A 26,603-nucleotide genomic window follows, 5' to 3' on the forward strand; every position below is an offset into this window, starting at 1 on the left:
AGGTGCGGGTGGGTGTTCTGACCGTTCCATCGACTGAAGCGCTCACTTGCCCGGAAGCGAGGGTTGCGCCCTAGCAACAGCGTCCTCGATGTCCTGTACTGATCGGAAGACCAGCGGGTCCACGATCCGCTGCACGGAGCCGTCGGGGCGGACGAGAAAGGACAGCGGCAGCAGGGGCGGGATCTGCAGTGTCCTCGCGACCGCGCCGTCCGCGTCGATGATGCTCGGGTACGCGAGGGCGAGATCGGTGGCGAAGGTACGAGCGTAACTCTCGACGTCGCGGACGTTGATCCCGAGTACCTGGACTGCTTCGGGGCGTTGGGCATAGCGCGAGAGGATCGGCATTTCTTCGCGACACGTCCCGCACCAGGACGCCCAGAAGTTGAGCAAAGTGGTTCTGCCTGCGGTGAGTTGTCCGAGGTTGATCACATCGGGGGTAGTGAGGCAGGGCTCGGACAGATCTGCCAGGGGCCCAACGGATCGGGCTGATACCGATTTCGTTCCGCCGCACTGCGGTTTAGGTACACCGCGGGCTGAGCTGGCCTGGAGTGGGGCCTCGGTTCCAGTGCGGGTGCCGGTGGAGGCGGTATCGTGGTCTCCTGGTTTTTCCGTGAGCGAATGCGCGGTCGAGACGGCGATGAGCAGCAGCGCGGCAGCGATCGCAATAAGGGCCAGTGCGTACCGGTGCCGGCGATGCCACGGCGGGGTTGAGGCGCACTCGTCGGGTCCGGGGGGAAGGGCGACGCTCATGGTGTCTTCTGCTCGTCGATGGGCACGGGCGTCGTATCGGCGGGGACCGACTGTTTGAGACCGGTGGTGCGACGTGCGCGCCGTTTGATCACCGTTGCGGCGATCAGGGCCGCAGCGGCCAGGGCGGACGTGACCGCTTCGGGCAACGCGCCCCAGCGGGTGGCGAGTGTGAGCCGGTCGTCGAGGGGAACAGTCGCGATCAGAGTATCCGCGCTGAACAGTGCGGACTGGTCGGTGACCGTCCCGTCCGGGGTCACGACAGCGCTGACGCCACTCGTCGCGGCGATCAGGACGGTGCGGCGGTGCTCGATGGCCCGCAGTCGGGACATCGCCAGTTGTTGGTACGACATGGCCGTGCGGCCGAAGGTCGCGTTGTTAGTGGGCACGGTGATCAGCTGGGCTCCACCGCGTACAGATTCACGGACGAGGTCGTCGAAGGCCACTTCGTAGCAGATGGCAGCCGCGGTCGGTATGCCAGCGAGGGTGACAATGCCGTCACCATCGCCAGGCACGAACCGGCCGGCCTTGTCGGCGTATGCGGACAGGCGGGTCGCGAGCGGCCGCATCGGTAGGTACTCCCCGAAGGGCACCAGTCGCCGCTTGATGTGTTGCTGTCCAGGACCGGAGCCGGGGTTCCAGACGATGGAGACGTTGCGTGATGTGCCGTCGTCGGCGGAGAGCACTGCACCGACGAGGACAGGTACGCCGAGCCTGTTGACCGTCTCATCGATCCGCGCGCGGACCTGTCGATCGCGCAGCGGGTCGATATCCGAGGCGTTCTCGGGCCAGACGATCAAGGCGGGCCGGGGCATCCGGCCAGATTCGATGGCACTGGAGAGGTCCTCGGTGCGACGGAGGTGATTCTCAAGCACTGCGGCACGCTGAGCATTGAAGTCCAGTCCCAGGCGGGGAACGTTGCCTTGGATCACCGCAACGGTCACGCTCGCTCGCGGTTCGTACGCTGGTAGGGCGATTAGGAGTGCTGCGCCGGCGAACGGGACGATGCCACCAAGCGACGCACGGACAGCAGCGCGCGGTGACCTCCGCAGTGCCGCGCGGACCACGGCGAAACCGGAGCACCCGATGAGGGCGACCGCGAACGAGACGGCCGGTGCGCTGGCGATCGCGGCCAACTGTACGAGAGGCCCATCGGTCTGCCCGAACGCCAACTTTCCCCAAGGGAACCCGCCGAATGGCAGGCGGCTGCGCAGTGCCTCCGTCGCTGTCCACGCGCAGGCGCACCACAGCGGGTAGCCGGGGAGAACCACCATCCGGCTGACCAAGGCGCCGAACACCGCTACCGCGACGGCTTCGACCGCGGCGAGCGCGATCCACGGCCCAGCCCCGACGTAGATGCCCACCCACGGAAGCAAGGGCAGGAAGAACGCCAGCCCCGCGGCGTAGCCGTACAGCAGGGCTTGGCCGATTCCGCAGCCCCACACGGCGGCGACCACGAGCGCGACACCGACCGGCGCCGCTCCCCACAGCGCGGTGGGTGGGAACGAGATGAACATCGCTCCGCCGCCGGCGGCAGCCAGAAGTAGCCTGACCGCTGTGTGCGTCCACGGCCAATGAGCCGGCCCCCACCGAGTGGATGTCGCGGATGGGAGCCTTCGTGCTGTCTGCGTGGTCACGAGTGAGATCTCCTCAATTCTGGACCGTGGTGGTGCTGCTCGTCGCGAGTCGTCTGGGCGATCGCGGGCGTACTGGTTGGTGCGTGTCGACGGCGATTCCTGTCAGATCGGCATGACGATGTTGGAGACGAAGAGCCGCCGGACCATGTCGACGAAGTCGGACCAGTAGCCGGTGACCAGGGCGAGTCCGACGGCGATCATGAGCACTCCGCCGACGACCTGGATGAGTCGGCTGTTGCGGCGAAGCCATCCGACGGCCCGCACCGCAGCGGTCGATCCGACGGCGAGAGCGATGAACGGCAGGCCCAGGCCTACGCAGTAGGCGACCACCAGCGCGGCGCCGCGTGCCGGCGCTGCGTTGGTGCCCACGATGATCGACATGATCCCCGCCAGCGTGGGACCGATACAGGGAGTCCAGCCGAGCGCGAACACCCCGCCCAGCAGCGGGGCACCGGCAAGCGTGGTCCAGGGTCGTGGCGCAAAACGCACCTCGCGGGCAAGTGCCGGGACCAATCCGATGAACGCCAAGCCCATGATGATGGTGATTCCCCCACCTATCCGCATCAGCGTCTCTGCATTGAGCCGAATCGTCGCCGCCAGACCAAACACCGACATCGTCATCAAGAGGAAGGCCGCTGTGAACCCGCCGACGAACAACGCGGCTGCGCCGAGCACTCTCCACCGACCGGACCGGTCTACCGCCTTTCCGCTGCCGCCGAGCTCTGCGATCGACGTCGCTGGAGCCTCGGCGCCGACCAGCCCCGCGAGGTACGACAAGTAGCCGGGAACAAGGGGCACGATGCACGGCGAGGCGAAGGACACCAACCCGGCGAGCAGGCATGCCCCGATCGCCAGGATCAGCGGACCTGACACGGCGGCGTCGGCAAAGGCCTGTCCCATCAGCCCTCCCCGGCGACGCGGTCCACGGCATCGGTGAGGGTCTTCTCGTCGATCGTCGTCAGGTATGCCGCGGCCACGCGATGCTGCCGATCAAGGACGAAGGTCATCGGCACTACTGTGGTCGGGTACTGCTCACCGAGCGCGAGCAGCGTCTTGCCAGGTGGATCGTAGATCGACGGATAGGTCAGCCCGTGGGAGCGGATGAAGTCCCGCGCCGCATCGTCGCCGGCGGTTTCACGAACGTCGATACCGAGAAACTGCACACCCGTGGACTTGCGCGCCGTGTACACCTTTTCCAGAGCAGAAGCCTCGAGGCGACAGGGGGCGCACCAGGAGCCCCAGACGTTGATCACCACGACCTTTCCGGCGTAGTCCGACAGTCGCAGCGTGGCCCCGGGATCAGTGACACTACGTCCGGACAGCTCACCGACGACGCTGCGCCGCTCGGGCGGGTAGAAGTGCCTGGCCTTGCCATCCGGAGCGATGATCCCGCCATCGCGTGCCCGGTCGCTGAGCTGAACGCACCCGCCGAGCAGCATCGCGACCACAAGCACCGCGATCACACCGGCGCACCGGCGCAGACTCGAGCTGCCGCTCGGGGGACGGTCATCATCGCCCAGCGATGCCCGTGTGGACTGTCGTCGCATCCTCACCCCTTCTCGGCGGCAAACGAACCAGCCACCAACTACTAAGCACCATAGTAGTTGGTGGCTGGTTCGGCCGCACTCGCCATCGGGGCAGCCGCGGAGACGTCGGTCGCGTCAGGTGTACTTGAGGGTAGTCATCATGCCCATCTCCATGTGATAGATGTTGTGGCAGTGCAGGGCCCAGGTTCCGGGGTTGTCCGCGTCGAGGTCGACCTCGACCGAGCCCATGGGCTTAATGAGCACCGTGTCCTTGCGCAGTCCGCCACTGCCGGGGAGGCCCCAGGTGTGGCCGTGGATATGCATGGGGTGGAGCATCATCGTTTCGTTGGTGATCTGCATCCGCAGTCGCTGGCCCTTGCTGACGCGCAGAGGCGTGTCTTCGCCGTGCTTCTTGCCGTTGATGCCCCAGGCGTACGGGTCCATCTGGCCGTTGAGAGTGACCTTGATCGTGGAGTCGGGCTGGGCGTCCGGAAGGCGCGCGGAGTCGGCGGCGGTGAGTTCGGTGGCGCCGAGCAGGACCGGGCCGTCCAGTTCCGCGGGGCGAATGTCGGCTGCGGGTGCGGCGCCGGAGCCTGTGCGCAGGACTGCCAGAGCCTGGCCCTTCTTACCTTCGGCGGCGGCGACTAGCGGAAACGCGCCGTCGCCTGCGGTGACGGTCACGTCGTAGCGTTCACCCATAGCGACGAAGAGCGCGCGGGCCTGCATGTCGTTGACCCGGTGTCCGTCGGTGTGGGTGACGGTCATCGTGTGACCGCCAAGGGCGACCCGGAAGACGGTGTCGGAGCCGGCGTTGATGATCCGCAGGCGGATGCGTTGTCCGGGCTTGGCGCGGAACTCTGTCGGCGCCGTAGGGATTCGGCCGTTGATGAGGTAGTGCGGGTAGACCACGTCGCCAGCATCGCCCAGCGGAGAGCTGCCCATGCCAGGCATCGAGGAGTGGTCCATGCCACCCATCCCGCCCATTCCGGTCTGCAAAGGTCCGGTCTTGGCTTGGAAGTCGGCAAGGATCTGGTCAGGGCTCTTGCCGATGCCGTCGGTCCAGTCGTCGAGGACGACGATCCACTCGGCGTCGAAGGCGCCTGGTTCATTCGGGTCGTCGATGATGATCGGAGCGTAGAGGGCACGGTCGAGTTGGGCACCGACGTGGGGATGGAAGTAGTGGGTGCCGGCGTCCGGGGCAGTGAACTCGTAGACGAACCGCCCCCCGGGGCGCACAGCATCCTGGGTGACGCCGGGAACTCCGTCGGCTTCGTTACGCAGGCGGATGCCATGCCAGTGGATGGTGGTGTCGGCGGGCAGCTTGTTGTCGAGAGTGACACGGAGGAAATCTCCGGCGTTGGCCCGCAGGACCTTGCCGGGGAGGGCGTCGTCGTAGGCCCAGGTACGGGCGGTAATACCGCCAAGGTCGACGGTGGTCTCACGCGCGGTGAGAGTCGTCTCAACAACCTTCTGTCCGGCCTGGGGGGTGGCCTGCAGTGGCGGTCCTTGCAGCGCACGAGAGGCGCCACTCGGCTTGCTGGCAGTCTTGTCTCCACATGCGGCGAGCGCACCGACGCTGAGCGCGGCGAGACCGCCGAAGAGGGCTGTTCTTCTGGTCACCGGTGTCATGAATTGGTTCCTTGGTTGACGTCGAGGAAGTCGAGGCGGCACTGCCTAAGGCGCAGCGGGGCTGACGGTCGGACTACCGTCGCCCATACCTGGCATACCTGGCATACCCGGCATGCTTGTGTGAGGTGCCGGCGATGAAGTCGGGGAGCTGCTCATCGAGTGGCCGGCGGGCATCGACGGTTGGGTTGAGGTGGGGGTAGTGCTGGTGTCGTCGTTCATGTTCATCGTGGACATGTCGTCGCCGCAGGCGGTGACGACGAGGGCAATAGTGGCGGTGACGGCGGCGGTGGCAATCAGTCGTTTCGGGTTCATCGGTTCGTCTTTCTGGCAGGGATTCTCTGTGGAGTTCGTTGAAGGGACTGTCGGGGTGGTGGGCTCGAGGCTGTACCGGGTTCCGGTGGTGGGTGTTCTCGTTTGATGTTGCGGCGCTTGTAGACCGGCAGGGTCAGGGTGAACTGAGCGCCCTGTCCGGGGCCGCGGCTGGTTGCGGTGAGGGATCCGTCGTGAGCCTCGGCGAGCGCGCGGGCGATAGTCAGGCCGATACCGCTGCCGCCGGCGTCGCGGCTGCGAGAGGTGTCGGTGCGGTAGAAGCGGTCGAAGATGTGCGGGAGGTGTTCGCCGGCGATGCCTTCGCCTGTGTCCTCGACGATGATGTCGATGAGGTTGTGGTCGCGGCGGCGGCTGCTGACCGTGACACTGCCTCCCGGTGGGGTGTGTCGGCGTGCGTTGCTGAGCAGGTTCGCCAGGGTCTGGCCGATGCGGGCACGGTCGGCGTCGACGAGGTCGGTGGTGGTGGGTCCGAGGCCGAGGTGGATCCCTACGGCGTCGTACCCGGGTTGCGCTTCTCGGACCGCGGCGGTGGTGATGTCGTTGACCGCGGTCGGCTCTGCTTCGACGCGTAGTTGTCGTTCGCCGGCGCGGGAGACGGCGTCGATGTCGTCAGCAAGTCTCTTGAGGCGGCCGGTGGCGCTGCGGATGACGCCGTACATTTGCGCGCCCGGCGTGCGGATGCCGTCCTCGGCGGCTTCGATTTGGGCGGTGATGGTCGTGATCGGCGTCCGGAGTTCATGGGCGAGGTCGGAGAGCATCTGCTGGCGGATCTCTTCGGTGGTATCGATTTGCTCGGCGAGTCGGTTGACGCTGCGGGTCAGGTCGCTGAATTCGCGGCCCAGGCGGCTGGGCGGGACGCGAATGGCGTGGTTGCCGGCGGCGATGTTCGCCGTCGAGGTCACCACGGCGCCGATGGAGCGTCGGACGCGGCGGGTGATCAGCCAGCTGACGACCAGTGCGAGGACCACGGAGCTCAACAGGGCGACCGAGACGGATACCACCAGTGAGGAGGCGAACGCCTCCTCGACGTGTTTGGCTTGGGGTGAGGTGGTCGGCAGGCCGGCGTGGGCCATGTGGGTGTGGAACAGGTGCGGTGCGACAGTCCACGCCACCAGCGCGGAGGCCCCAGCGCCAGCGGCGATGACGATGGTCTGGGCGATGAACAGCCTGGTGGTGAACCCCGAACGTGGGCGACGGGTGCGCCGTGCGTCGGATCGGGGCGCGCTCATTGCTTCGACCGGCCGTCACCCATTCGGTAACCGATGCCGCGGATGGTGCGGATGTAACGCCGCTCGGTGGTGGTGTCGCCGAGCTTGCGACGCAGGCTGGCGATGTGGACGTCGACGACGTGTGCATCGCCGACCCAGGTCGGTCCCCAGAGTTCGGCGAGCAGTTGGTCGCGGCTGAACACCATGCCCGGGCGGCGGGAGAGGACGTCGAGAAGGTCGAACTCGGTGCGGGTGAGAGCCGCGGGTCTACCGGCGACGCTCACCTCCCGACCGTTCGGGTCGATTAGCAGATCCCCGATGCGGCGCTCCGCGCCCTGGGGCATGGCGGGCCCGTTGACGGTTCCGGCGCGGGGGCGGCGCAGCATTGCTTCGATTCGGGCGATCAGCTCCCGCGGGCTGAACGGTTTGGTCAGATAGTCGTCCGCCCCGACGGACAGGCCGACCAGAGTGTCGACTTCGTCGGCGCGGGCGGTGACCATGACAACGTAGGCGTCCGAGAAGGTGCGCAGTTGCCGGCACACTTCGACACCGTCGAGCGAGGGCAGCCCGAGGTCGAGGACGACGACATCCGGTGGAGTTCGGTGCGCGGCGGCGACTGCGGCCGCTCCATCGCCGGTGATCTCGACATCGAAACCACTGCGCTGAAGGTAGTCGGCGATGACCTCGGCGAGGTCCGGCTCGTCCTCGACAACCATCGCGCGCAGGCCCAGCTTCGGCCGCGGTTCGGTCACCGCCGTCGGCTTGGGCTCGGCAACAATCGCATCCATGCCTCCATCGTGGCCTGACCGTATGCCCAGGATCGACCCGAGGCGCGGTTCTTGAGCAAATCTTGATCTTGAGCACACGTAACGGCCTGGTTAGGGCACGCACAGTCGAGGGCGATCAGATACCCCTCACCGGACTGATCACCGGTGGCACGTCTTCACCCGGCGGGCCACGGGCACGCCATCTGCCGACTCACGCTGACCGTCCTGGTCCTGCAAGACCGTCGCGCCGGGTGGCGTGCCACACACCTGTGCCGCCCTTTTCCGCTTCCGAAAGGACCCCAGCACGTGAGCACCGAAGTGACCACGGTTCCTGATTCTCGCCCCCCACTGTCATTGCTGCACCCGCCGTTGCCCGCCCGGTCGCTCCTCGACATCGGACCTGTCTCGGAGCGCCCGGCGGCCCTGGTCGGCAACACTCCGGTGATGCGGATCGCCGAACCGTTCGCGCCGGCCGGGCACGGGTTCTGGGCCAAACTCGAGGGGTTCAATCCCGGCGGCATGAAGGACCGCCCTGCCCTGCACATGATCGAACGGGCCAAGGCACGGGGGGATCTCACGACGGGCGCACGGATCGTGGAGTCGACCAGCGGCACGCTCGGGCTCGGCCTGGCGCTCGCGGGCATCGTGCACGATCATCCGGTGACGCTGGTGACCGACCCGGGGCTGGAGCCGATCCTGACGCAGATGCTCGCCGCCTACGGCGCCGAGGTCGACCTGGTGACGGAACCTCATCCGGCGGGCGGATGGCAGCAAGCCCGACGCGACCGGGTCTGTGAGCACCTGGCTGCGGACCCGACCGCGTGGTGCCCGGACCAGTACACCAACCCGGACAACGTCAGCGCCTATCAGCCGCTGGCCCTCGAGCTGCTGACCCAGCTCGGGCACATCGATGTGCTCGTCTGCTCGGTCGGCACCGGCGGACACTCGGCCGGGGTCAGCCGCACCCTGCGGCAGTTCCTGCCGGACCTGCAACTCGTCGGAGTCGACACCATCGGATCGACGATCTTCGGCCAGCCCGCGCACAAGCGACTCATGCGTGGCCTTGGCTCGAGCATCTATCCGGAGAACGTCGACTACTCGGCGTTCTCGGAAGTGCACTGGGTCGCGCCCGAGGAGTCGGTGTGGGCGTGCCGGACCTTGGCATCGACGCACTACGCGACCGGCGGCTGGAGCGTCGGTGCGGTAGCCCAGGTCGCCGGGTGGATCGCCGGCACCCGCTCGCCGGACACGGTCGTTGCTGCGATCTTCCCCGACGGCCCCCAGCGCTACTACGGAACCGTCTACAGCGACGCCTACTGCCACGCCAACAACATCGACCCGACGCTCGCACCACCGTTGGCGCCGATCACCATCGCCGACCCAGCCAGGACCGTGGTCACCCGCTGGTCCCGCACCACCAACGTCCGCAACCCGCTGACCGTCGTATGAGGGGGCCCATCGCCACGTTCCGGACCTTCGACCGGCCCAGCCAGGTGTTGATGGTCAACCAATTCACCATCAACCTGGGCTTCTACATGCTCATGCCCTACCTAGCCGGATACCTCGCTGGCCCCGTCGGGCTCGCCGGCTGGGCGATCGGGTTGGTGCTGGGAATTCGGAACTTCTCCCAGCAAGGGATGTTCCTCATCGGCGGCACCCTCGCCGACCGACTCGGCTTCAAGCCGCTCATCGTCGCCGGGTGCCTACTGCGGACCATCGGGTTCGTACTGCTGGCGACGGTCGAATCGCTGCCTGCACTGCTAATCGCATCCGTAGCTACCGGATTCGCCGGGGCACTGTTCAACCCCGCGGTGCGCGCGTACCTGGCCGCTGACGCCGGAGACCGGCGCATCGAAGCCTTCGCGATCTTCAACATCTTCTACCAGGGCGGCATCCTGATCGGCCCGCTGGTCGGGGTAGCGTTGATGGCCTTCGACTTCCAGGTGACATCGGCGGTCGCCGCTGGGGTCTTCGGCGTATTGACCGTCGCGCAGATCCTGGCTCTGCCACGCGATCGGCGCGACCGCAGAGCCACAGCCGAGCCGCGGCCGTCGGTGCTTGCCGACTGGCGGACCGTGGCCAGCAACCGGCGGTTCGTGCTGTTCTCGTGCGCGATGATCGGCTCCTACGTGCTCTCTTTCCAGGTCAATCTAGCGCTGCCACTGCACGCGGCGTCGATCACCAGCAGCGAGCAAGCGTCGACCTACCTGGTGGCGGCCATATTCGTGGTAACCGGCGTGATCGCCGTGGCCGGGCAGCTGCGGATCACCGCGTGGTTCCGAAGCCGGTTCGGGCCCACCCGCAGCCTCAGCCTCGGGATGGCGCTCATGACGGTGGCGTTCGTGCCGCCACTAGCGGTGCCGACCGCAACGCTGACCGGGCAGGTCGCCGCCATCGCGGCGCTGTTGCTGGCGGCAGCGGGCCTGGCGATAGCCACGGCGACCGTCTTCCCATTCGAGATGGACACGGTCGTCAGCCTCTCCGGCAATCGACTCGTCGCTACCCACTACGGGCTCTACAACACGGTGGTCGGCGTGGGGATCCTGGCCGGCAACCTCGGCACCGGGGCGCTCATGTCATTGGGGGACCGGCTCGGGTTCCCGGCGCTGATCTGGCTGGTGCTCATCATCGTCGGTTCCGGCGCGGCACTCGCGTTGCGGGCGCTCCATCGAGCCGGCGCACTGAGTGTGCCCGATCCCGCGGCCCGCGAAGCGGACGTGGCCGCTGCGGCGGGAATGCATCGTCGGTGACCTGCTGTCAGGAGTCTGTGCTGCGGTGTTCCGATACCCAGGGCCCCGACCCCTCCGCGGTGGAGGGTCGGAGCCGGGGCGGCGTTAGCTGGCGACGCTGGTGAAGCCACGCAGCCGCAGGCTGTTGCCGACGACGAAGACGCTGGAGAAGGCCATCGCGGCCCCGGCCAGCATCGGGTTGAGCATGCCCGCCGCAGCGACCGGTATCGCAGCGGTGTTGTAGGCGAATGCCCAGAACAGGTTCGTCTTGATCGTGCTCAGCGTTTTGCGAGAGAGCCTGATCGCGTCAACGGCGCTGCGCAGGTCGCCGCGCACCAGCGTGATGTCAGAGGCTTCGATCGCGACATCGGTGCCAGTTCCCATTGCCAGGCCCAGGTCGGCCTGGGCCAGCGCAGGTGCGTCGTTGACGCCGTCGCCGACCATGGCGACGACCTTGCCCTGATCCTGCAGGCGCTTGACCACCGACACCTTGTCCTGCGGCATCACCTCGGAGATGACCTCGTCGATGCCGACTTCAGCCGCGATTCGTTGTGCGACGGCGGCGTTGTCACCGGTGAGCAGCACCGGCTTCAAGCCCAGGGCCCGCAGTTCGCTGATGGCCTGGGCGCTGGTCGGCTTGACCGCGTCGGCGACAACGAGGATGCCCTTCGCCTGACCGTCCCAGCCGACCGCCACGACGGTCTTACCGTCCGATTCCGCGTCCCGTTTCGCGGCCGCCGTCCGAGGGGACAATTCGAGTGCCCAGTCAGCCAGGAAACTCTCGCGGCCCACGATCACGGCATGCCCGTCGACCACGCCCTGCACCCCTTGTCCTTCGACGTTGGCGAAACCTTCCGGTGTGGGCAGTTCTCCGCCACTGTCGCGAGCCGCGGCGGCAATGGCCTGGGCGATCGGATGCTCGGAAGCGTTCTCCAATGCACCGGCTAGCCGTAGCAGTTCGTCAGAGTCGGTGCCGACCTCTGCAATCACCTCGGCCAGCGTCATCTTGCCGGTCGTGACCGTCCCGGTCTTGTCGAGCACGATGGTGTCGACTTTGCGGGTGGACTCGAGCACTTCCGGGCCCTTGATCAGTACACCCATCTGGGCTCCACGGCCCGTTCCCACGAGAAGCGCTGTCGGCGTTGCCAGTCCAAGTGCACACGGGCAGGCGATCACGAGCACGGCGACCGCGGCAGTGAACGCGGCCGTGACGGGGAAGCCAGCACCGAGCCACGCGCCGAGGGTGGCGAACGCGATCGCGATGACGATCGGCACGAACACACCCGAGATCCGGTCCGCGAGCCGCTGCACCTCGGCCTTCCCCGTCTGCGCGTCCTCGACGAGCTTGGCCATCTGCGCGAGCTGCGTATCCGCTCCGACCCGGGTGGCGCGCACCTCAAGCCGTCCCCCGGAATTGACCGTCGCTCCGGTCACCGTGTCCCCAACGGAGACCTCGACCGGGACGGACTCGCCGGTCAGCATCGACGCATCGATGGCCGAGGATCCGGAAGTGACCACCCCGTCGGTGGCGACCTTCTCCCCCGGTCGGACCACGAAGGTGTCGCCGACGGCCAGCTCGGCGACCGGGATCCGAACCTCTGCGCCGTCACGCAGCACTGCCACGTCCTTGACGCCGAGCTCGAGGAGCGCGCGCAATGCTGCTCCGGCCTGCCGCTTGGACCTCTTCTCGAAGTAGCGGCCGGCAAGCACGAACACCGTGACCCCTGCGCCGACCTCGAGGTAGATGTTGCCTGCTCCGTCCGACGGAGCGATAGAGAACTCGAACCCGTGTGTCATCCCGGGCGTGCCGGCGGTGCCGAGGAACAACGCGTACAGCGACCACAGGAACGCTGTTAGGGTGCCCATCGAGATGAGGGTGTCCATGGTGGCGGTTCCGTGTTTGAGGTTCATCCATGCCGCCCGGTGGAACGGATAGGCACCCCAGACGATCACTGGCGCAGCGAGCGTGAGCGATGCCCACTGCCAATAGGTGAACTGTAGGGCCGGCGCCATCGCCATCGCGACTACCGGCACCGCCAGCACAGCCGAGCCGATCAGCCGCTGCCGCAGGGACGTCAGCTCGGGGTCCACGTCCTCGCCGGCAACTCCAGCACCCGGTCCTCCAGCCCGCGGCGTCGAGGACCGCGGGAGCGTCGCCGAGTAGCCGGTCTTTGCCACCTCGTCGATCAGCGCCTGCGCATCGAAACCCTCGGGGACGTGCACCTTCGCCTTCTCCGTGGCGTAGTTCACCGTGGCCTCGACCCCATCGAGCCCGTTGAGTTTGCGCTCGATCCGGTTCGCGCACGAGGCGCACGTCATCCCGCCGATGTCCAGCTCGACACTACGGCCGCCCGACGGCGCTGACACACTCATCATTTTCCTCGATCCGTACTTGCGCTCTATCGCCAGGCCTGTGGCCCGCGCTGCTTCATTGCGTCACTGCTGGTGGCCGCCACCGTGCGGGGCGTCCGGTTCACTCGCCGGCACGGCGGGCGATCCAGCGGGGGCACGGTGCTCCCACTGCGCGACCGCCGAGTCGGGTACTGCCACCCCACCGATCACATACGCGCTGGCGAAGACAGCGGTCACCGCAATCACGTAGACGATCAGCCTGCGCATGGCCCTCATGGATTGCGCACTGCCGAGTAGCCGGCCTCTTCCACCGCGGCGAGAACCCGCTCGTCGGTCACCTGCTGCGCTCCCGTGACACGCAGCCGACCCGTCTGCGCGCTGACCTCGATGGACTCGACACCGGGGATGAGGCTGACCTCCTCACGGATGGACATTTCGCAGTGGCCGCAGGTCATGCCTGTCACCTGGTATTCGCTGGTCGTCATCGTCTTCTCCTGCCCAGTTCGGATACCCCCTGTGGGTATCTCCAACTCATGACTAACATACCCCAGGCGGGTATGTCTAGTCCCTCCTGTCGCGGCGAGTGCGCCGGCGCGGTGGTCGCGCGGCCGATCCCGAGCAACCCTTGCGGTCGATACCCCGCCGGGGTATATATTCGGGGTACCCGGCTGGGGTACCCGTTCAGGTGAATGTGAGGCGGTCGGGGGACCTGAGATGAAGGAGTTCAACGATGACCGACAATGCACACCGACAGTCTTGCTGTGGGCACACCGGACCCGGCGAGCAGTCGCTCGAGCTGACCCGCAGCGCCCCGCAGGCGGGCACAGGCGGTACCGACACGGCGGAGTGCCCCGTCATGACCGGCACGGTGGTGGACAAGTCCGCCGCTGTCAGCAAGGGCCTCTACCGCGACTTCGAGGGCACGCGGTACTACCTTTGCTGCGCCGGGTGCGGGCCTCGGTTCGACGCCGACCCACACAAATACGTTACGGCGGCCTCGGCGTGAGCACCGATATCCCCGCGGTCGCGGTCGAGCAGGCCGAGTGCTGTGCGGCGCAGCACGGGTATTTGACCGATAAGTCGCGCTACCTGATGCGGGCGAAGCGGATCGAGGGACAGGTGCGTGGCATTGAGCGGATGATCGATGAGGACCAGTATTGCATCGACATCCTGACCCAGATCAGTGCCGCGACGAGCGCCCTGCAAGGGCTCGCCTTGGCGTTGCTGGATGACCACATGCGGCACTGCGTCGTGCAGGCCGCCCGCTCAGACCCGCAGGAGCTCGACACCAAGCTGAACGAAGCGACTGCCGCGATCACCCGTCTCGTCCGATCATGAGTCCACCCGGGTGTCGTCCCGGTGGCTGTCTTTTCCGCGAAGGAGCACGTTATGGAGCACGGTTCGCATACCGATCACACAGGACACGCCGGTCACGGCGTTGGGCCCGGAGTGCCCCAGGGGCTGCAGGTCGCCGATCGAGGCTATCGTTTCGAACCGGCGATCCGGATCGTCGACGCCGGGACCGTGGAACTTCGCTTTGTGATCCTCGGACCCGGCGGCGAGCCGCTAATCGCATTCGAGGAACGTCACGACAAGCAGCTGCACCTGATCGTCGTGAGCCGCGACACCAGCGTCTTTCACCACGTCCATCCGTCGATGGACAGTGCCGGGTCCTGGACTGTGCAGCTGGCGCTCACGCCGGGAGTGTGGCGGGTCTTGGCCGATTTCGTGCCGCACGGCGCGGCGGACGGGCTCACGCTCGGAGCCGATCTGTTCGTGCCTGGCGGGTTCCATCCTCGGCCCTTGCCTGAGTTGAGCAGGGCCTGGACCGGCGGCGACTACACCGTAACGCTCGAGGGCGATCTCGTCGCCGCCGAAGCCGGGGAGCTGCAGGCCGTCGTCACCCGCAAAGACATCCCGGTGACCGATCTGCAGCCCTATCTTGCTGCGTACGGCCACCTGGTGGCGTTGCGGGCCGGTGACCTCGCCTACCTGCACATCCATCCCGAGGGGAGCCCGTCGGACCCGCAGACGCCTGCAGGTCCCCGGATCCGGTTCCACGCGGTCGCTCCCTCCGTGGGAACCTACCGGCTGTTCCTGGATTTCCGACATCAGGACACCGTCCGGACCGCGGACTTCACCCTCGTTGCCACCGGAGGCAACACCGGTGCAGTCACTGGTGGTGCGGGCGCGCACCACCATCAGCAGCGCTGATTCAACCAGTACTAGGTTTTCCGGAGCCCGGTGGCGTGCGCTGCGGGCCCTGTTCGATCGACCTCGTCGCCAATTAGTTGGGAGCCATCATGGGGCCTTTTTCTCATCGCGATTTCCGCCTGTTGTTCAGTGCGCAGATCGTTGCGCTGCTCGGCACCGGGCTGGCGACGGTCGCCCTCGGGCTGCTCGCCTACGACATCGCTGGCTCGTCCGCAGCGGTCGTCCTGGGAACGGCGCTGACGATCAAGATGGTTCTCTATGTCGTTATCGCACCGGTGGCGGCGGCGTACGTCGACCGGCTGCCGCGACGCGCGTTCCTGGTTGCGCTGGACCTGTTCCGTGCGGCGATCGTGCTGGCGTTGCCGTTCGTCACTGAGGTCTGGCAGATCTACGTGCTCATCGGATCACTGCAGGCGGCGTCGGCCGCGTTCACGCCTACGTTCCAAGCCGTGATCCCCGACATCATCACCGATGAGCGCGAGTACACCACCGCGTTGTCGGCCTCGCAAGTTGCCTACACGATGGAGAGTCTGGTCAGCCCGGTCGTGGCGGCGCTGGCGTTGCTGGTGATCGAGTTCAATGTGCTCTTCGGCGGTACCGCGATCGGGTTCGTCCTGTCCGCGGTGTTGGTGCTGCAAGCCAAGGTACCCAACGCGAAACCCTCGGGCGCCACGCGGCCAACGGACCGGATCTTCGCCGGACTGCGGATCTTCTTAGGTACTGCGAGCCTGCGGGGAGTCATCGCGGTCAATTTCGCCGTCGCCGCGGCCGGTTCGATCGTGGTGGTGAACACTGTCAACTACGTCCGTGACCGACTGAGCGGGTCCGAGTCCGATGTCGCGTGGATGATGGCGGCGTCCGGCGGTGGGACCCTAGCTGTGGCACTAGCGGTACCGCGCTTGCTCGACCGGGTGACCGCCCGCGCCGTGATGCTCACCGGAGCGGGCGTTCTCACCGCCGCGGCTACTTCGGCGGTTGCCATGGCTGCCGTGGACCGGCCGAGCTGGGCGGTGACCGCGGCGATCTGGGTGGCCAGCGGTGCCGGCTCAGCGCTGGCTATCACCCCGACCGGAAAGGTGCTGCGGTCTGCTGTGGCTCCGGCAAACGTTGCTGCCGTATTCGCGGCTCAGTTCTCGCTCTCGCACTTCGCTTGGCTCTTCGCCTATCCGATCGCGGGTTGGGGGGCCACGCGTTTCGGTCTCGTGCCCGCCTGGGGAGTGCTCGCACTTATTTCCGCCGCTGGCGCGGTGACCGCGCCGATGCTGTGGCGGCGTATCGCGGTACCCGCTGATGCGCACGCGCAGGTCCCCGCCGCCGCGGAGGCAAGTCCAGCGATATCCCACGATGACAATTGGCGGCACGCCGCAGCCGCTGATGGAACGTTGACTGAATGTCAGTGCACCTGCACACAAGCTGCCTGACACTATGCGATAGCACTTGCGCACAGACGGGTGCAACCAACACCGACGCGCGCCCACGGCTCAGATCCCGCCCGGTGACCCGGCCTCGCGCCGATGCCAGATCGAACTGCCCGCTAGTGACTACGCCGTAGGAATACGGGAAACGCAAAGAGCGGATTCAGCACCGGTTTCCGACCCGCACGCGTTGCGGCGGAGCCATCAGACACAGCACACTACCCACGCAGATCCGACGCAAGCGCCGCCGGGTATCCCAGCTCCGTGATCGTGGCGACGACCTCATTCGGGGTCGTGCGTGCCGTGTCTAGGTCAACGACGGTCACGCCCTGCTTACGTGAGGTACTAGCGGCAATGACTCCGGGGAGGTCTTCGAGCGCATCATCAATCAGTAGCGCGCAACTGCCGCAGTGCATTCCGTGGACGATAACGGTGACGGTGGTGGTCATGTGGGGTCCTGTCCGGGTCGGTGGTTAGACGATCGTGAGGGTGCCGGTGTACATGCCCATGCCGCAGACGAACGGCAGGGAGCCGGGGGTGAGGGTGCCGAGGTCGACGCGGGTGTCTTCGGCGGTCGAGAGCACCTTTTCTTCGCCGCGGCTGGGAATGGTGAACGTCCGAGCGCAGGCAGCGTCGTTGTCGGCTCGAAGGATCAGAGTTGTCGGAATCCCTGATTTGACCTGCACGTTGTTGGGACTGTAACCGTTGGAGCTAGCGGTGATGACCACTTGCTGCTTGCCGCCAGTGATGGTCGCGGCGGTTGTGTCGGCGGAGGCGGCGCCCAGTCCGATGGTAGTGCCGATGCGGCTGGCCGCCCAAGGGGATCCAGCTAGTTCGAGGCCACCGTTGAGTGTGAACAGGCCCATCGCGACCACGACGATGCCGGTGGCTACGGCGAGGCGGCTGTTCCACGCGTTCGCAGCCTTGCGTGCGGCGTAGCCGAGGATCGCGAACAGAGGACTCGTGCCGACGACGAACACGGCCATGATGGCTGCGCCTTGCGCTGCTGACCCAGAGGCGAGGGCGAGCGCTTCGACCGACAGCGTGACACCACACGGGATGAGCACGGTGGCCAGCCCGAGGAGGCCTGGAGCGAAGGCTTGGCGCGACCGTGCTCTGCCACGCACGAATCGCGCCCACGAAACGGGCGGCTCGATGACGATCGAGCGAAAACCAGGGATGCCGAGTTGCGCGAGTCCGAGCACGAGGATCAGGAGACCTGCAACGATCTGCAGCCAGGTTCGCGCCCCCACCGATAACTGGACGATCGATCCGAGGGCACCGAGGAGGGCGCCGAGCACGGCGTAGGCGAGGAGTTTGCCGACGAGGAACCCGGCCACCGGGGTCAAGTCCTCACCAACATTCGCGAGAAGGGTGCGGCGAGGCAGAGCGCCGCGCTGGCTGCCGCCGGGTTCAGTGGCAGGGACTTTGACGATGTGAGCGCGTTGCCGGGTGATCAGACCGGTCAGGAGGCCACCTTGTACCGCTGCGCACGAGACGCCTCCGGCGAAGAGGCCGGTGAGTAGGACGGCGGTGAGATTCACGATGTTACCTCTCGAATGTTGTTGCCGAACAAAGACGAAGAGCCGATCTCTGATGATTCGAATTGGGGTCTGGCAGGTCAATCGAGCGATGGCGGAGCGGTGCGTCGGCTGTAGATACTGGCGCGGCAATCATGGGTTGCGCCGGCCCGCGATCAAGAAGCCGACCAGCGCGCCGCCAAGTCCGATGAGTCCACCGACGCTCAGTAGGAGCAAGGTCGGTACGAGATCATCCAGGACGGTGGCGGTATCGCTGAAAGCTGCCGCGGCGCCTGCGATCAGTACCACAATTGCCAACAGCATCGGCAGGACTGCGCGCTTCAGCCTGGACCTTGCCGTGCGGGGGCCGCTGGCATGATTCTCGGCGGGGACGGTGCTGCGGAAGGTCCGCAGCCGCAGGCTGTTGGAGACGACGAAGACGCTGGAGAAGGCCATGGCGGTGCCCGCGACCAGTGGGTTGAGCAGTCCGAGTGCGGCCAGCGGGATCGCTGCGACGTTGTAAGCGAATGCCCAGAACAGATTGCCTTTGATGGTGCGCAGGGTGCGCCGGGCCAGACGGATCGCGTCGACTGCAGCACGAAGATCCCCGCGGACGAGCGTCAGATCGCTGGCTTCGATCGCAGCGTCGGTGCCGGTCCCCATGGCCAGGCCGAGGTCGGCCTGGGCGAGGGCCGCGGCGTCGTTGACGCCGTCGCCGACCATGGCGACCACGGCGCCGCCTCGCTGCAGTCGCACCACGGCATCGACCTTGTCCTTGGGGAGAACATCGGCGATGACGTCGGTGATGCCGACATCGGCGGCGACCGATCGCGCAACCGTGTCGTTGTCGCCAGTGAGCAGGACAGGCCGCAGGCCCAAGCGACGCAGGCCCGCGATCGCTTCGGCGGAGGTAGGTTTGACCGTGTCCGCCACCACGAGCACTGCTCGGGCCTGACCGTCCCAGGCGACAGCGACACAGGTGCGCCCCTGAGCCTCCGCGCTCACTTTGTCCGCAAGGAGCCGCGCAGACACCTCGATGCCCTGATCGGTGAGTAGTCCTGTCCGGCCGACAGTCACGGTGTGACCCTCAACGATGCCTGTGACACCGAGACCTTCGATGTTGGTGAAGTCCTGAACCGCTGGCAGCGCCCCGCCTCGTTCTCGGGCACCTGCGGCGATCGCCCGGGCGATGGGGTGCTCGGAGGCGTCTTCGAGGGCTCCCGCGAGCCTGAGCGCTTGCTCCGCGGTGACACCGGCAACGGTGTGGACGCCGATCAAGCTCATCTTCCCGCTGGTGACGGTGCCGGTCTTGTCCAGCACCACGGTGTCAATGCGGCGCGTTGATTCGAGAACTTCCGGGCCCTTGATCACGATGCCCAGTTGCGCGCCGCGCCCGGTGCCGACCAGCAGTGCGGTCGGGGTGGCGAGGCCGAGGCCGCAGGGGCACGCGATGATCAGGACCGCAACCGCTGCGCTGAAACCGGCGGCGGCGCCGTATCCGGCGCCCCACCAATATCCGAGGGTCGCCAGGGCGAGCAGGATCACGACGGGGACGAAAACAGCTGAGACCCGGTCGGCGAGGCGTTGAATTTCGGCCTTGCCGTTCTGGGCGTCCTCGACGAGCTGGGCCATCTGGGCAAGCTGCGTATCGGCACCCACCCTGGTGGCCCGCACGACCAGCCGGCCGCCGACGTTGACGGTGGCGCCTGCGACCCGATCGCCGGGGGCGACCTCGACCGGGACGGATTCGCCGGTGAGCATTGCAGCGTCGACGGCCGAGTTGCCCTCGGTAATCTCACCGTCAGTGGCGATCTTCTCACCTGGTCGCACGATGAATCGGTCACCGACTGCAAGCTGGTCGATCGGAATGCGTTCTTCGTGGTCGTCTCGCAGGACTGCGACATCTTTGGCGCCAAGCTCAAGCAGCGTGCGTAGCGCCGCTCCGGCGCGGCGCTTGGACCGGGCCTCGAAGAACCTGCCGGTCAGGATCGCCGCTGTCACGCCGGCTGCGACCTCGAGATAGATGTTGCCGCTCGCGCCTGCTCGCTCGACGGTCAGGCTGAATCCGTGCCGCATCGCCTTCTCACCCGCGGTGCCCAGAAACAGAGCGTAGAGGGTCCAGACAAAGGCTGCGGCGACCCCGACAGAGATGAGTGTGTCCATCGTCGCTGTGCCGTGGCGGGCGTTACTCCAAGCGGCCCGGTGAAACGGCCACGCCCCCCACACCACCACCGGTGCGGCGAGGGTCAGCGAAAGCCATTGCCAGTAGTCGAACTGCAGCACCGGTATCATCGCGAGCGCGATCACCGGAACCGCGAGCGCCACGCAGATCAACACCCGCTGACGTAGCTGCTCAGTGTGGTGATCGGCTCCTGCATCGGAGTTTTGGCCCTCGTCGCCGCGCTGCGCCTGCTCACGCAGCTGCATGGGTGCAGCGGTGTATCCCGCCGCTTTGACCACCGCTGTGATGTCTTCGAGCGGCATCTGCGCAGGGTGCTGCACCACCGCCTTCTCGGTGGCGAAGTTGACGGTGGCCTGCACACCGTCGAGCTTGTTGAGCTTGCGTTCGATCTGGGCGGCGCACGATCCGCAGGTCATGCCGCCGATCATTAACGATACCTGCTGGGATCGCGCTGCAGTGGGCTCGTCCTGGTCCAGGTTGGTGCTCATCGTTCGCTCTTGTCCTTCGCGCTTGAGGTCGATGCACGTCCACGTGCGACTGCCGACGAATCGGACGGGGGATTGGTCTGTGTGTTCTCCGGTGCCGGGTTCTCGTGACCTGCAGTAGGAGAACCTGCACCGGGCCGTGAGACCGCCGTGTCGCCCACCTTGTCGATCACCCTTGCGGTCAGGCCGGGAGCGCCAGCGCTATCGAGCGGGCCCACTCCGCGTCCGTTTCCGGACGCGACAGTTGCGCTGGGCATCGAGCCCTCCGGGCCGCCCGGTCGAGCCGCTTCGGGGACGGAGGTAGACGCGACCGCGGTCACATCACTGACGCGGTCGGCGCTCGCTGTACCGGGCTCGGTGCCGCCCCCGGATGCGGCTGGCGGACCCACCGGCGCCGGGGACGCTGCTCCACCCACGTGCACGCTGGGCGGCGATACGGGCACGGTGACCGCCGAATCGGTTGCCGGCGACGTCGCGTGCAGGCTCGACGCCGGAGTCTGCCCCCACGACGGCAGCGGCGCTGCCGCTCTGGCATGACTGGAGGAGACGGGGCCGTGTGGCCCGACGCTCGTCGGCGGGCTCGGGGTATCGGGGTCGGGGCCGAACACCCCGCCGATCCACCACGACGCCGCGAACACCACCGCTGATGCGACACCGAAACTCCCGAGGTTGCGCACTGTGCTCACCCGATTGCCCACCCTTCCATGTCGTCCGTCCAGTCCTGGCCACCTGGTGATCTACGCAAGTCGCGAGAGACCAGCGAACGCACCGAGTGAACTGCTGCGGCCGGTCCCGCAACCACCATCCTGAACCTTCCAGTAAGATGGAAGGTCAAGGAGGAGCGATGAGAATCGGCGAATTAGCACGTCACAGTGGGCTCGCACCGAAGACTCTGCGGTTCTACGAGGACAGCGGGCTTCTGCCTGAACCCGCACGTACGTCGTCCGGATACCGTGACTATGGGCCGGAGTCGGTTGATCGGCTGCGCTTCATCCGCAATGCCCAAGCGGCGGGGCTGCCGCTGCGGGAGGTACGAGAGATCCTTGGACTGCACGACCAGGGAATAGCGCCCTGCGCTCAGGTGATCCAGCTGCTAACCGAACGCCTCGACCACGTCCGAAACAAGGTCACGGAACTCCGATCACTGGAGGTCACGCTGGCAGGATTGCTTGACAACGCGTTGCATGGCGACCCATCGCAGACAGCCGAGGTGTGCTGGATCATCGAATCCGGCAATTCCGCCGAGGAAGCCTGATAGCCCATCGCCCGAAGCTCCGCGCCCTGCTCGCCACCGGCGCATGTAAGCGCCATACCCGACAACACTGACCAACCTGCCTACAGGCCGAATGCGCCGCCCGAGACCAGGATGACGACACCGAGGGTGATCAGCACCAGGGGAAACAGCACGCTTTCCCACTGTTCGAGGATCTCGGCGATGCTTCGGCGGGTGGCGACGAACCGGGCGATGTAGACCAGTGCCCCAACCAGGATCAGGAAGACCACGCAGTAGGCGGCGATAGCGGTGTGGCTGATGTTGACGAAGACGGGCACGTACACGCCGATGTTGTCGCCGCCGTTGGCGAAGGTCACGCCCGCCACGCCCAGGACGCCGACCGCGTTCCCCGAACCCTTGCCCGTCGCGGAGTCACCATCGCTATCGTCATCGCCGTCGTTGTCGCGGTATTCGCGCCAGCTCGACCACGCTGCCCTCAGCCCCAGGACCAGAGGGACGAGCCCGAAGTACGGGATCGCCTCGACGGGGAGGAATGCGCCGGCACCGAGGGCGATCAGCACCGCGACGGCGAGGATGCCGGCGAATCCGAAGTACTGCCCGGCGGTGATCTTGGCCGTCAGGTGCCGCTGGCCCGCGCCGCGGGCGAAGAACAGAGAGATGACGATGATGTCGTCGATGTTGGTGGCCACGAACAGGCCCACCGCTTGCAGCACGGTCGAGATCATCACCGGTCACCTCCTCGTGACGTGATCGCTGACCCCGCGGGTGAGGTTACGGAGCTCGCTGCAGCGTCAGAGGTGGTAGCGGCAGTGGTGGTGATGGTGGTCGGGGTGGTCGCTCGGTCGAATCGGCGGGCGCAGTCAGCTGAGCAGAACCACCATCGGCCGGTGTCGGTGTGCCGGTGTGCGGGGGCGGTCGCCGGGTCGATGCGGGCTCCGCAGATCGGGTCGTGCGGGTGTCGGGTCACGGTGAAAGTGATGCTGTGCAGTTCGATTGGGGTGCTGATGTTGCGCAGGCTTCGCGGGCCGAGGGCGGCGGTGGGCACACCGGCGCGAGTGGCGGCGGACAGGACCTGGTCGGTGATGACGGCCTGGCCGGCGCCGGCGAGGGCGGTGATGCGGGCGGCGATGTTGACCGCGTGCCCGAACAGGTCTCCGTCGCGGCTCACCGCGGTGCCGTGGTGGATCCCGGCGCGCAGGGCGAGGAATCCGTCCTCGTCGGCGGCGTGATCGGCGAGGGTGGTGATCGTGGCCAGCATCGCGTCGGCGGTCTCGGCGGTGAGCATCACCGCATCGCCGATGGTCTTGACCAGCCGGGAATCTGGGTGCAGGGCCCGGCGGGCCTGGTCCGCGAGCCGGATCGCGAGCTCGGCGGCCTCCTGGTCGCCGCACATCTCGGTGAGCACGCTGTAGCCGGCGAGGTCGACGAAGGCCACGGAGACCTCCACCTGTTCGAGGCCGCCCAGCTCGGGCCGCGCACCGTGGTGATGCCCGTGGCGGGGCCCGCGGTCGGGCCCTGGCGTGGTCATCGGCCTGCGGTGCGGATCGCGCGGAAGCGGGTCGAGGCCGCGTTCTCCCGGACGGTGAGATCCCGCAGCGGCAGGCCCGCCAGGTGCGGGCGCAACTGGCCGCGGTCGATGAACCGGTGCGGTGCACCTTCGAGCCGGTGCAGCAGCCGCGCCGGCGCGGTACCGAGCAGGTCGTAGCCGACCAGGGTTCCGCCGGGGCGCAGCACCCGGGCGGCTTCGCAGAGGGCCTGCTCCCAGTCCACGACGTGGTGCAACATGATGAACGAGACGACGGTGTCGAACTCCCCGTCCCCGAAGGGCAACGCGGTGGCGTCGGCCACCTGCGCCACGGCGCGGTCACCGAAGCGCTGCAACCGATCCTGCGCGGCGTCGACCATCACGGGGTCGAAATCGGTGACGGTGAGCTGCACCTGATCCGCCGGGGTGCTCGCCGCGAGCAGCTGCGCGGCCATCGCGCCCCCGCCGCCGCCGATCTCCAGCACCCTCCCCGTGGGACGCACGCCCTGCAACGCCCACGGCAACACCCACCGCCGCGTCGCTGCCTCCCACGGCGTGCTGCGGCAGAACAGGGACTCGATCGTCGACATCGATGGCATACCCAGCAGCTCCCAACACCCGCTCAGGCCACCGTTCGGCGGCCCGTTCCTCGCGAGAACTCGATTACACCACAGAATGCCGCTATCATCGCCGTATGACGATGAATGAGTGTTCGGTGGCGACGGGCGCACAGCTCGATCCCGCGGTCGCGTTGTTCCACAGCCTCTCCGACGGGACCCGGTTGGCGATCGCGACCCGGCTGGCCCACGGTGGCGAGGCGCGGGTGGCGGATCTGATGGCCGAGTTGGGCCTGGCGCAGTCGACGGTGTCGGCGCACGTGGCGTGCCTGCGGGACTGCGGGCTGGTGCAGGGCCGTCCGGAGGGCCGGCAGGTCTTCTACAGCCTCGCCCGCCCGGAGTTGATGGATCTACTCGCGGCGGCGGAGACGCTGCTCGCGGCGACCGGCAATGCGGTGGCGCTGTGCCCGAACTACGGCACCGACAGCGCCGAGTGCTGCTGCCCGGACACAGCAGGCACGGAGAGCGGTTCGGCGTCGGCGGTGGTGGGGCGATGAGCGACGCGTGCGGGTGCGGGCACGACGAGCCCGCCGGCGAGGACGAGCAGGCACCGGAGCATTGGTGGCAGGTGCGGGAGCTGCAGGCCGCCGCGGCCGCGGCGGTGTTCCTGCTCGCCGCGTACATCGTCGGGTGGAGCGGCGGCCCACAGCGTCTGTCGTTGGTGCTGGAGTGGATCGCGCTGCTGATCGGCGGGTGGACGTTCGTTCCGTCCACGCTGCGGCGCCTGGCCAAGGGCAAGATCGGCGTCGGGACGCTGATGACGATCGCCGCCGTCGGCGCGGTGATCCTCGGCGAGGTCGGCGAAGCCGCGATGCTCGCCGTGCTGTTCTCGATCAGCGAGGGCCTCGAGGAGTACGCGGTCTCGCGGACCCGCCGCGGCCTGCGGGCGCTGCTCAACCTCGTCCCCGACACCGCGACCGTGCTTCGTGATGGCGTCCCGACCACGGTCTCCCCGTCCGAGCTGGCGGTCGGGGACCGGATGCTGGTCAAGCCCGGTGAGCGGATCGCTACCGACGGCCGGATCACGGACGGCCGGACCGCCCTGGATGTTTCGGCGATCACCGGCGAATCCGTGCCCGTCGAAGCCGGCCCCGGTGACGAGGTGTTCGCCGGGTCGATCAACGGCACCGGCGCCCTCACGGTCGAGGTCACCACCACCGCGGAGAACAACTCGCTGGCCAAGATCGTGCAGATCGTCGAGGCCGAGCAGTCCCGCAAGGGCGACGCGCAGCGCCTGGCCGACACCATCGCCAAGCCTCTGGTGCCGGCGATCATGATCTTCGCCGCCGCGATCGCGGTCCTCGGGTCCCTTCTCGGTGACCCCGCAACGTGGATCGAGCGGGCCCTGGTCGTGCTGGTCGCTGCCTCCCCGTGCGCGCTGGCGATTTCCGTCCCCGTCACCGTCGTCGCCGCGATCGGCGCCGCCAGCAAGATCGGCGTCCTGGTCAAGGGCGGCGCCGCCCTCGAAGCCCTCGGGCGCGTCCGCACCGTCGCCCTCGACAAGACCGGCACCCTGACCGCGAACCGCCCCGCCGTCGTCGACATCGCAGCTACTACCGATCAGAGCAGCGCTGAAACCCCGGAGAATCTTGACCACGTGCTCGCGGTGGCCGCGGCGCTCGAAGCACACAGCGAACACCCCCTGGCGCGGGCGATCCTCACCGCCAACGGTGACCACACCACAGCGGCGGCCGAGGTGCAGGCCGTGCCCGGGGCCGGGCTGACCGGCCTCGTCGACGGGCGCCCCGCCAGGCTCGGCCAGCCCGGCTGGATCGACCCGGGCCCACTCGCAGCGCGGGTCGCGGCCATGCAAGCCGGCGGCGCCACCGCGGTCCTCGTCGAAGACGACGGACAGGTCATCGGCGCGGTCGCGGTCCGCGACGAGCTGCGCCCCGAAGCCCGCGAGGTCATCGACAACCTGCACCGCGGCGGAGCCACCGTCGCGATGCTCACCGGCGACAACACCGCCACCGCCACCGCCCTGGCGCAGATCGCCGGGATCAACGACGTGCACGCCGACCTGCGACCCGAGGACAAGGCCCGGATCATCGGCGAGCTCCGCAAGGACCGGTTCACCGCGATGGTCGGCGACGGCGTCAACGACGCCCCGGCCTTGGCCACCGCTGACCTCGGCATCGCCATGGGTGCCATGGGCTCGGACGTCGCGATCGAAACCGCGGACGTCGCGCTCATGGGCGAGGACCTGCGGACCCTGCCGCAGGCCCTCGATCACGCCCGCCGCGCCCGGAAGATCATGCTGCAGAACGTCGGTCTGTCCCTCGGGTTGATCGCGATCCTCATCCCGCTCGCGCTGTTCGGTGTCCTCGGCCTCGCCGCCGTCGTCGCCGTCCACGAACTCGCCGAGATCGTCGTCATCGCCAACGGCGTCCGCGCCGGCCGCGTCACCGCGCTCCCGCCGACGCAGCCGTCCGCGAGCCCGGTGCCGGTGATCCGGCTAGCCGTGTAGCCCCACGCCACGGGCCTCG

Annotated in this window: 24 protein-coding genes; 9 read left to right on the forward strand and 15 right to left on the reverse strand. The window is 67.5% G+C overall.

Annotated elements, in window-relative coordinates; translation table 11 throughout:
- Window positions 1–42 precede the first annotated feature (42 nt).
- From WFK95_RS24190 to WFK95_RS24220, 7 genes are all read right to left on the reverse strand, one after another.
- The gene (locus tag WFK95_RS24190) at window positions 43–750 is read right to left on the reverse strand and encodes a TlpA family protein disulfide reductase (protein WP_081585946.1); all 708 of its coding nucleotides are present in this window, start codon (window positions 748–750) and stop codon (window positions 43–45) included.
- Entirely contained in the window at window positions 747–2,264 is a 1,518-nt protein-coding gene (gene lnt, locus WFK95_RS24195; RefSeq protein WP_336672239.1) for an apolipoprotein N-acyltransferase, read from the reverse strand. The genes WFK95_RS24190 and lnt overlap by 4 nt, the downstream gene beginning before the upstream one ends.
- A 222-nt stretch (window positions 2,265–2,486) precedes the next feature.
- Window positions 2,487–3,284 carry a cytochrome c biogenesis CcdA family protein gene (locus tag WFK95_RS24200; RefSeq protein WP_336672240.1) on the reverse strand — a complete coding sequence of 266 codons (798 nt, stop codon included), beginning with the start codon at window positions 3,282–3,284 and terminating at the stop codon, window positions 2,487–2,489.
- Window positions 3,284–3,847, reverse strand: coding sequence for a TlpA disulfide reductase family protein (locus WFK95_RS24205; protein ID WP_336672241.1), 564 nt, complete (start codon window positions 3,845–3,847; stop codon window positions 3,284–3,286). Before WFK95_RS24205 ends, WFK95_RS24200 begins: the two co-directional genes overlap by 1 nt.
- 198 nt (window positions 3,848–4,045) lie before the next feature.
- On the reverse strand, window positions 4,046–5,539 hold the full coding sequence (locus WFK95_RS24210; RefSeq protein ID WP_336672242.1) for a multicopper oxidase family protein: 1,494 nt from the start codon (window positions 5,537–5,539) through the stop codon (window positions 4,046–4,048).
- A gap of 308 nt (window positions 5,540–5,847) precedes the next feature.
- Window positions 5,848–7,098 carry a sensor histidine kinase gene (locus tag WFK95_RS24215; protein WP_336672243.1) on the reverse strand — a complete coding sequence of 417 codons (1,251 nt, stop codon included), beginning with the start codon at window positions 7,096–7,098 and terminating at the stop codon, window positions 5,848–5,850.
- Entirely contained in the window at window positions 7,095–7,865 is a 771-nt protein-coding gene (locus WFK95_RS24220) for a response regulator transcription factor (protein WP_051158842.1), read from the reverse strand. Before WFK95_RS24220 ends, WFK95_RS24215 begins: the two co-directional genes overlap by 4 nt.
- Window positions 7,866–8,213: 348 nt before the next feature.
- On the opposite strand from WFK95_RS24220, the gene WFK95_RS24225 reads away from it, so the two are divergent.
- Window positions 8,214–9,293, forward strand: coding sequence for a PLP-dependent cysteine synthase family protein (locus tag WFK95_RS24225; RefSeq protein WP_051158972.1), 1,080 nt, complete (start codon window positions 8,214–8,216; stop codon window positions 9,291–9,293).
- A gap of 8 nt (window positions 9,294–9,301) precedes the next feature.
- On the forward strand, window positions 9,302–10,594 hold the full coding sequence (locus WFK95_RS24230) for an MFS transporter (protein WP_336672269.1): 1,293 nt from the start codon (window positions 9,302–9,304) through the stop codon (window positions 10,592–10,594).
- An 84-nt stretch (window positions 10,595–10,678) separates the two neighbouring features.
- Here WFK95_RS24230 and WFK95_RS24235 read toward each other — a convergent pair whose 3' ends face one another.
- Window positions 10,679–12,940, reverse strand: a complete 2,262-nt coding sequence (locus WFK95_RS24235) for a heavy metal translocating P-type ATPase (RefSeq protein ID WP_443081590.1) — start codon at window positions 12,938–12,940, stop codon at window positions 10,679–10,681.
- A gap of 257 nt (window positions 12,941–13,197) precedes the next feature.
- Window positions 13,198–13,410: a heavy-metal-associated domain-containing protein gene (locus WFK95_RS24240; RefSeq protein ID WP_019201623.1), complete on the reverse strand. Its 213-nt coding sequence runs from the start codon at window positions 13,408–13,410 to the stop codon at window positions 13,198–13,200.
- 245 nt (window positions 13,411–13,655) lie between these two features.
- On the opposite strand from WFK95_RS24240, the gene WFK95_RS24245 reads away from it, so the two are divergent.
- The 4 genes from WFK95_RS24245 to WFK95_RS24260 all read left to right on the forward strand — a co-directional run bounded on the left by WFK95_RS24245 (window position 13,656) and on the right by WFK95_RS24260 (window position 16,560).
- On the forward strand, window positions 13,656–13,931 hold the full coding sequence (locus tag WFK95_RS24245; RefSeq protein WP_336672245.1) for a hypothetical protein: 276 nt from the start codon (window positions 13,656–13,658) through the stop codon (window positions 13,929–13,931).
- On the forward strand, window positions 13,928–14,263 hold the full coding sequence (locus WFK95_RS24250) for a metal-sensitive transcriptional regulator (RefSeq protein WP_336672246.1): 336 nt from the start codon (window positions 13,928–13,930) through the stop codon (window positions 14,261–14,263). Before WFK95_RS24245 ends, WFK95_RS24250 begins: the two co-directional genes overlap by 4 nt.
- 51 nt (window positions 14,264–14,314) lie before the next feature.
- Window positions 14,315–15,139 carry a hypothetical protein gene (locus WFK95_RS24255; protein WP_336672247.1) on the forward strand — a complete coding sequence of 275 codons (825 nt, stop codon included), beginning with the start codon at window positions 14,315–14,317 and terminating at the stop codon, window positions 15,137–15,139.
- Between the two features lie 89 nt (window positions 15,140–15,228).
- Window positions 15,229–16,560 (forward strand): MFS transporter, encoded by a 1,332-nt coding sequence (locus tag WFK95_RS24260; protein WP_336672248.1) that lies wholly within the window; start codon window positions 15,229–15,231, stop codon window positions 16,558–16,560.
- Between the two features lie 212 nt (window positions 16,561–16,772).
- On the opposite strand, the gene WFK95_RS24265 is transcribed toward WFK95_RS24260, so the two are convergent.
- From WFK95_RS24265 to WFK95_RS24275, 3 genes are all read right to left on the reverse strand, one after another.
- Window positions 16,773–17,003, reverse strand: a complete 231-nt coding sequence (locus WFK95_RS24265) for a heavy-metal-associated domain-containing protein (RefSeq protein ID WP_336672249.1) — start codon at window positions 17,001–17,003, stop codon at window positions 16,773–16,775.
- 24 nt (window positions 17,004–17,027) lie between these two features.
- The gene (locus WFK95_RS24270; protein ID WP_336672250.1) at window positions 17,028–18,098 is read right to left on the reverse strand and encodes a sulfite exporter TauE/SafE family protein; all 1,071 of its coding nucleotides are present in this window, start codon (window positions 18,096–18,098) and stop codon (window positions 17,028–17,030) included.
- Window positions 18,099–18,227: 129 nt separating this feature from the next.
- A complete protein-coding gene (locus tag WFK95_RS24275) occupies window positions 18,228–20,744 on the reverse strand; it encodes a heavy metal translocating P-type ATPase (protein WP_336672251.1) in 2,517 nt (838 codons plus the stop codon).
- 841 nt (window positions 20,745–21,585) lie between these two features.
- On the opposite strand from WFK95_RS24275, the gene WFK95_RS24280 reads away from it, so the two are divergent.
- Entirely contained in the window at window positions 21,586–21,996 is a 411-nt protein-coding gene (locus WFK95_RS24280; RefSeq protein WP_336672252.1) for a heavy metal-responsive transcriptional regulator, read from the forward strand.
- Window positions 21,997–22,076: 80 nt separating this feature from the next.
- On the opposite strand, the gene WFK95_RS24285 is transcribed toward WFK95_RS24280, so the two are convergent.
- The 3 genes from WFK95_RS24285 to WFK95_RS24295 are packed head-to-tail and all read right to left on the reverse strand — an operon-like array spanning window position 22,077 to window position 24,099.
- A complete protein-coding gene (locus WFK95_RS24285) occupies window positions 22,077–22,700 on the reverse strand; it encodes a cadmium resistance transporter (RefSeq protein WP_336672270.1) in 624 nt (207 codons plus the stop codon).
- Window positions 22,700–23,503, reverse strand: a complete 804-nt coding sequence (locus WFK95_RS24290) for an adenylate/guanylate cyclase domain-containing protein (RefSeq protein WP_336672253.1) — start codon at window positions 23,501–23,503, stop codon at window positions 22,700–22,702. Before WFK95_RS24290 ends, WFK95_RS24285 begins: the two co-directional genes overlap by 1 nt.
- Window positions 23,500–24,099, reverse strand: coding sequence for a class I SAM-dependent methyltransferase (locus tag WFK95_RS24295; protein WP_336672254.1), 600 nt, complete (start codon window positions 24,097–24,099; stop codon window positions 23,500–23,502). Before WFK95_RS24295 ends, WFK95_RS24290 begins: the two co-directional genes overlap by 4 nt.
- Window positions 24,100–24,194: 95 nt before the next feature.
- Between WFK95_RS24295 and WFK95_RS24300 the strand changes: the two genes are divergently transcribed.
- Both WFK95_RS24300 and WFK95_RS24305 read left to right on the forward strand, forming a co-directional pair.
- On the forward strand, window positions 24,195–24,614 hold the full coding sequence (locus WFK95_RS24300) for an ArsR/SmtB family transcription factor (protein ID WP_336672255.1): 420 nt from the start codon (window positions 24,195–24,197) through the stop codon (window positions 24,612–24,614).
- Window positions 24,611–26,584, forward strand: a complete 1,974-nt coding sequence (locus WFK95_RS24305) for a heavy metal translocating P-type ATPase (RefSeq protein ID WP_336672256.1) — start codon at window positions 24,611–24,613, stop codon at window positions 26,582–26,584. Before WFK95_RS24300 ends, WFK95_RS24305 begins: the two co-directional genes overlap by 4 nt.
- The last annotated feature ends 19 nt before the right edge of the window (window positions 26,585–26,603 follow it).

Origin of the sequence: Tsukamurella sp. USMM236 (assembly GCF_037148755.1) — a bacterium.
Taxonomy (GTDB): Bacteria; Actinomycetota; Actinomycetes; order Mycobacteriales; family Mycobacteriaceae; genus Tsukamurella.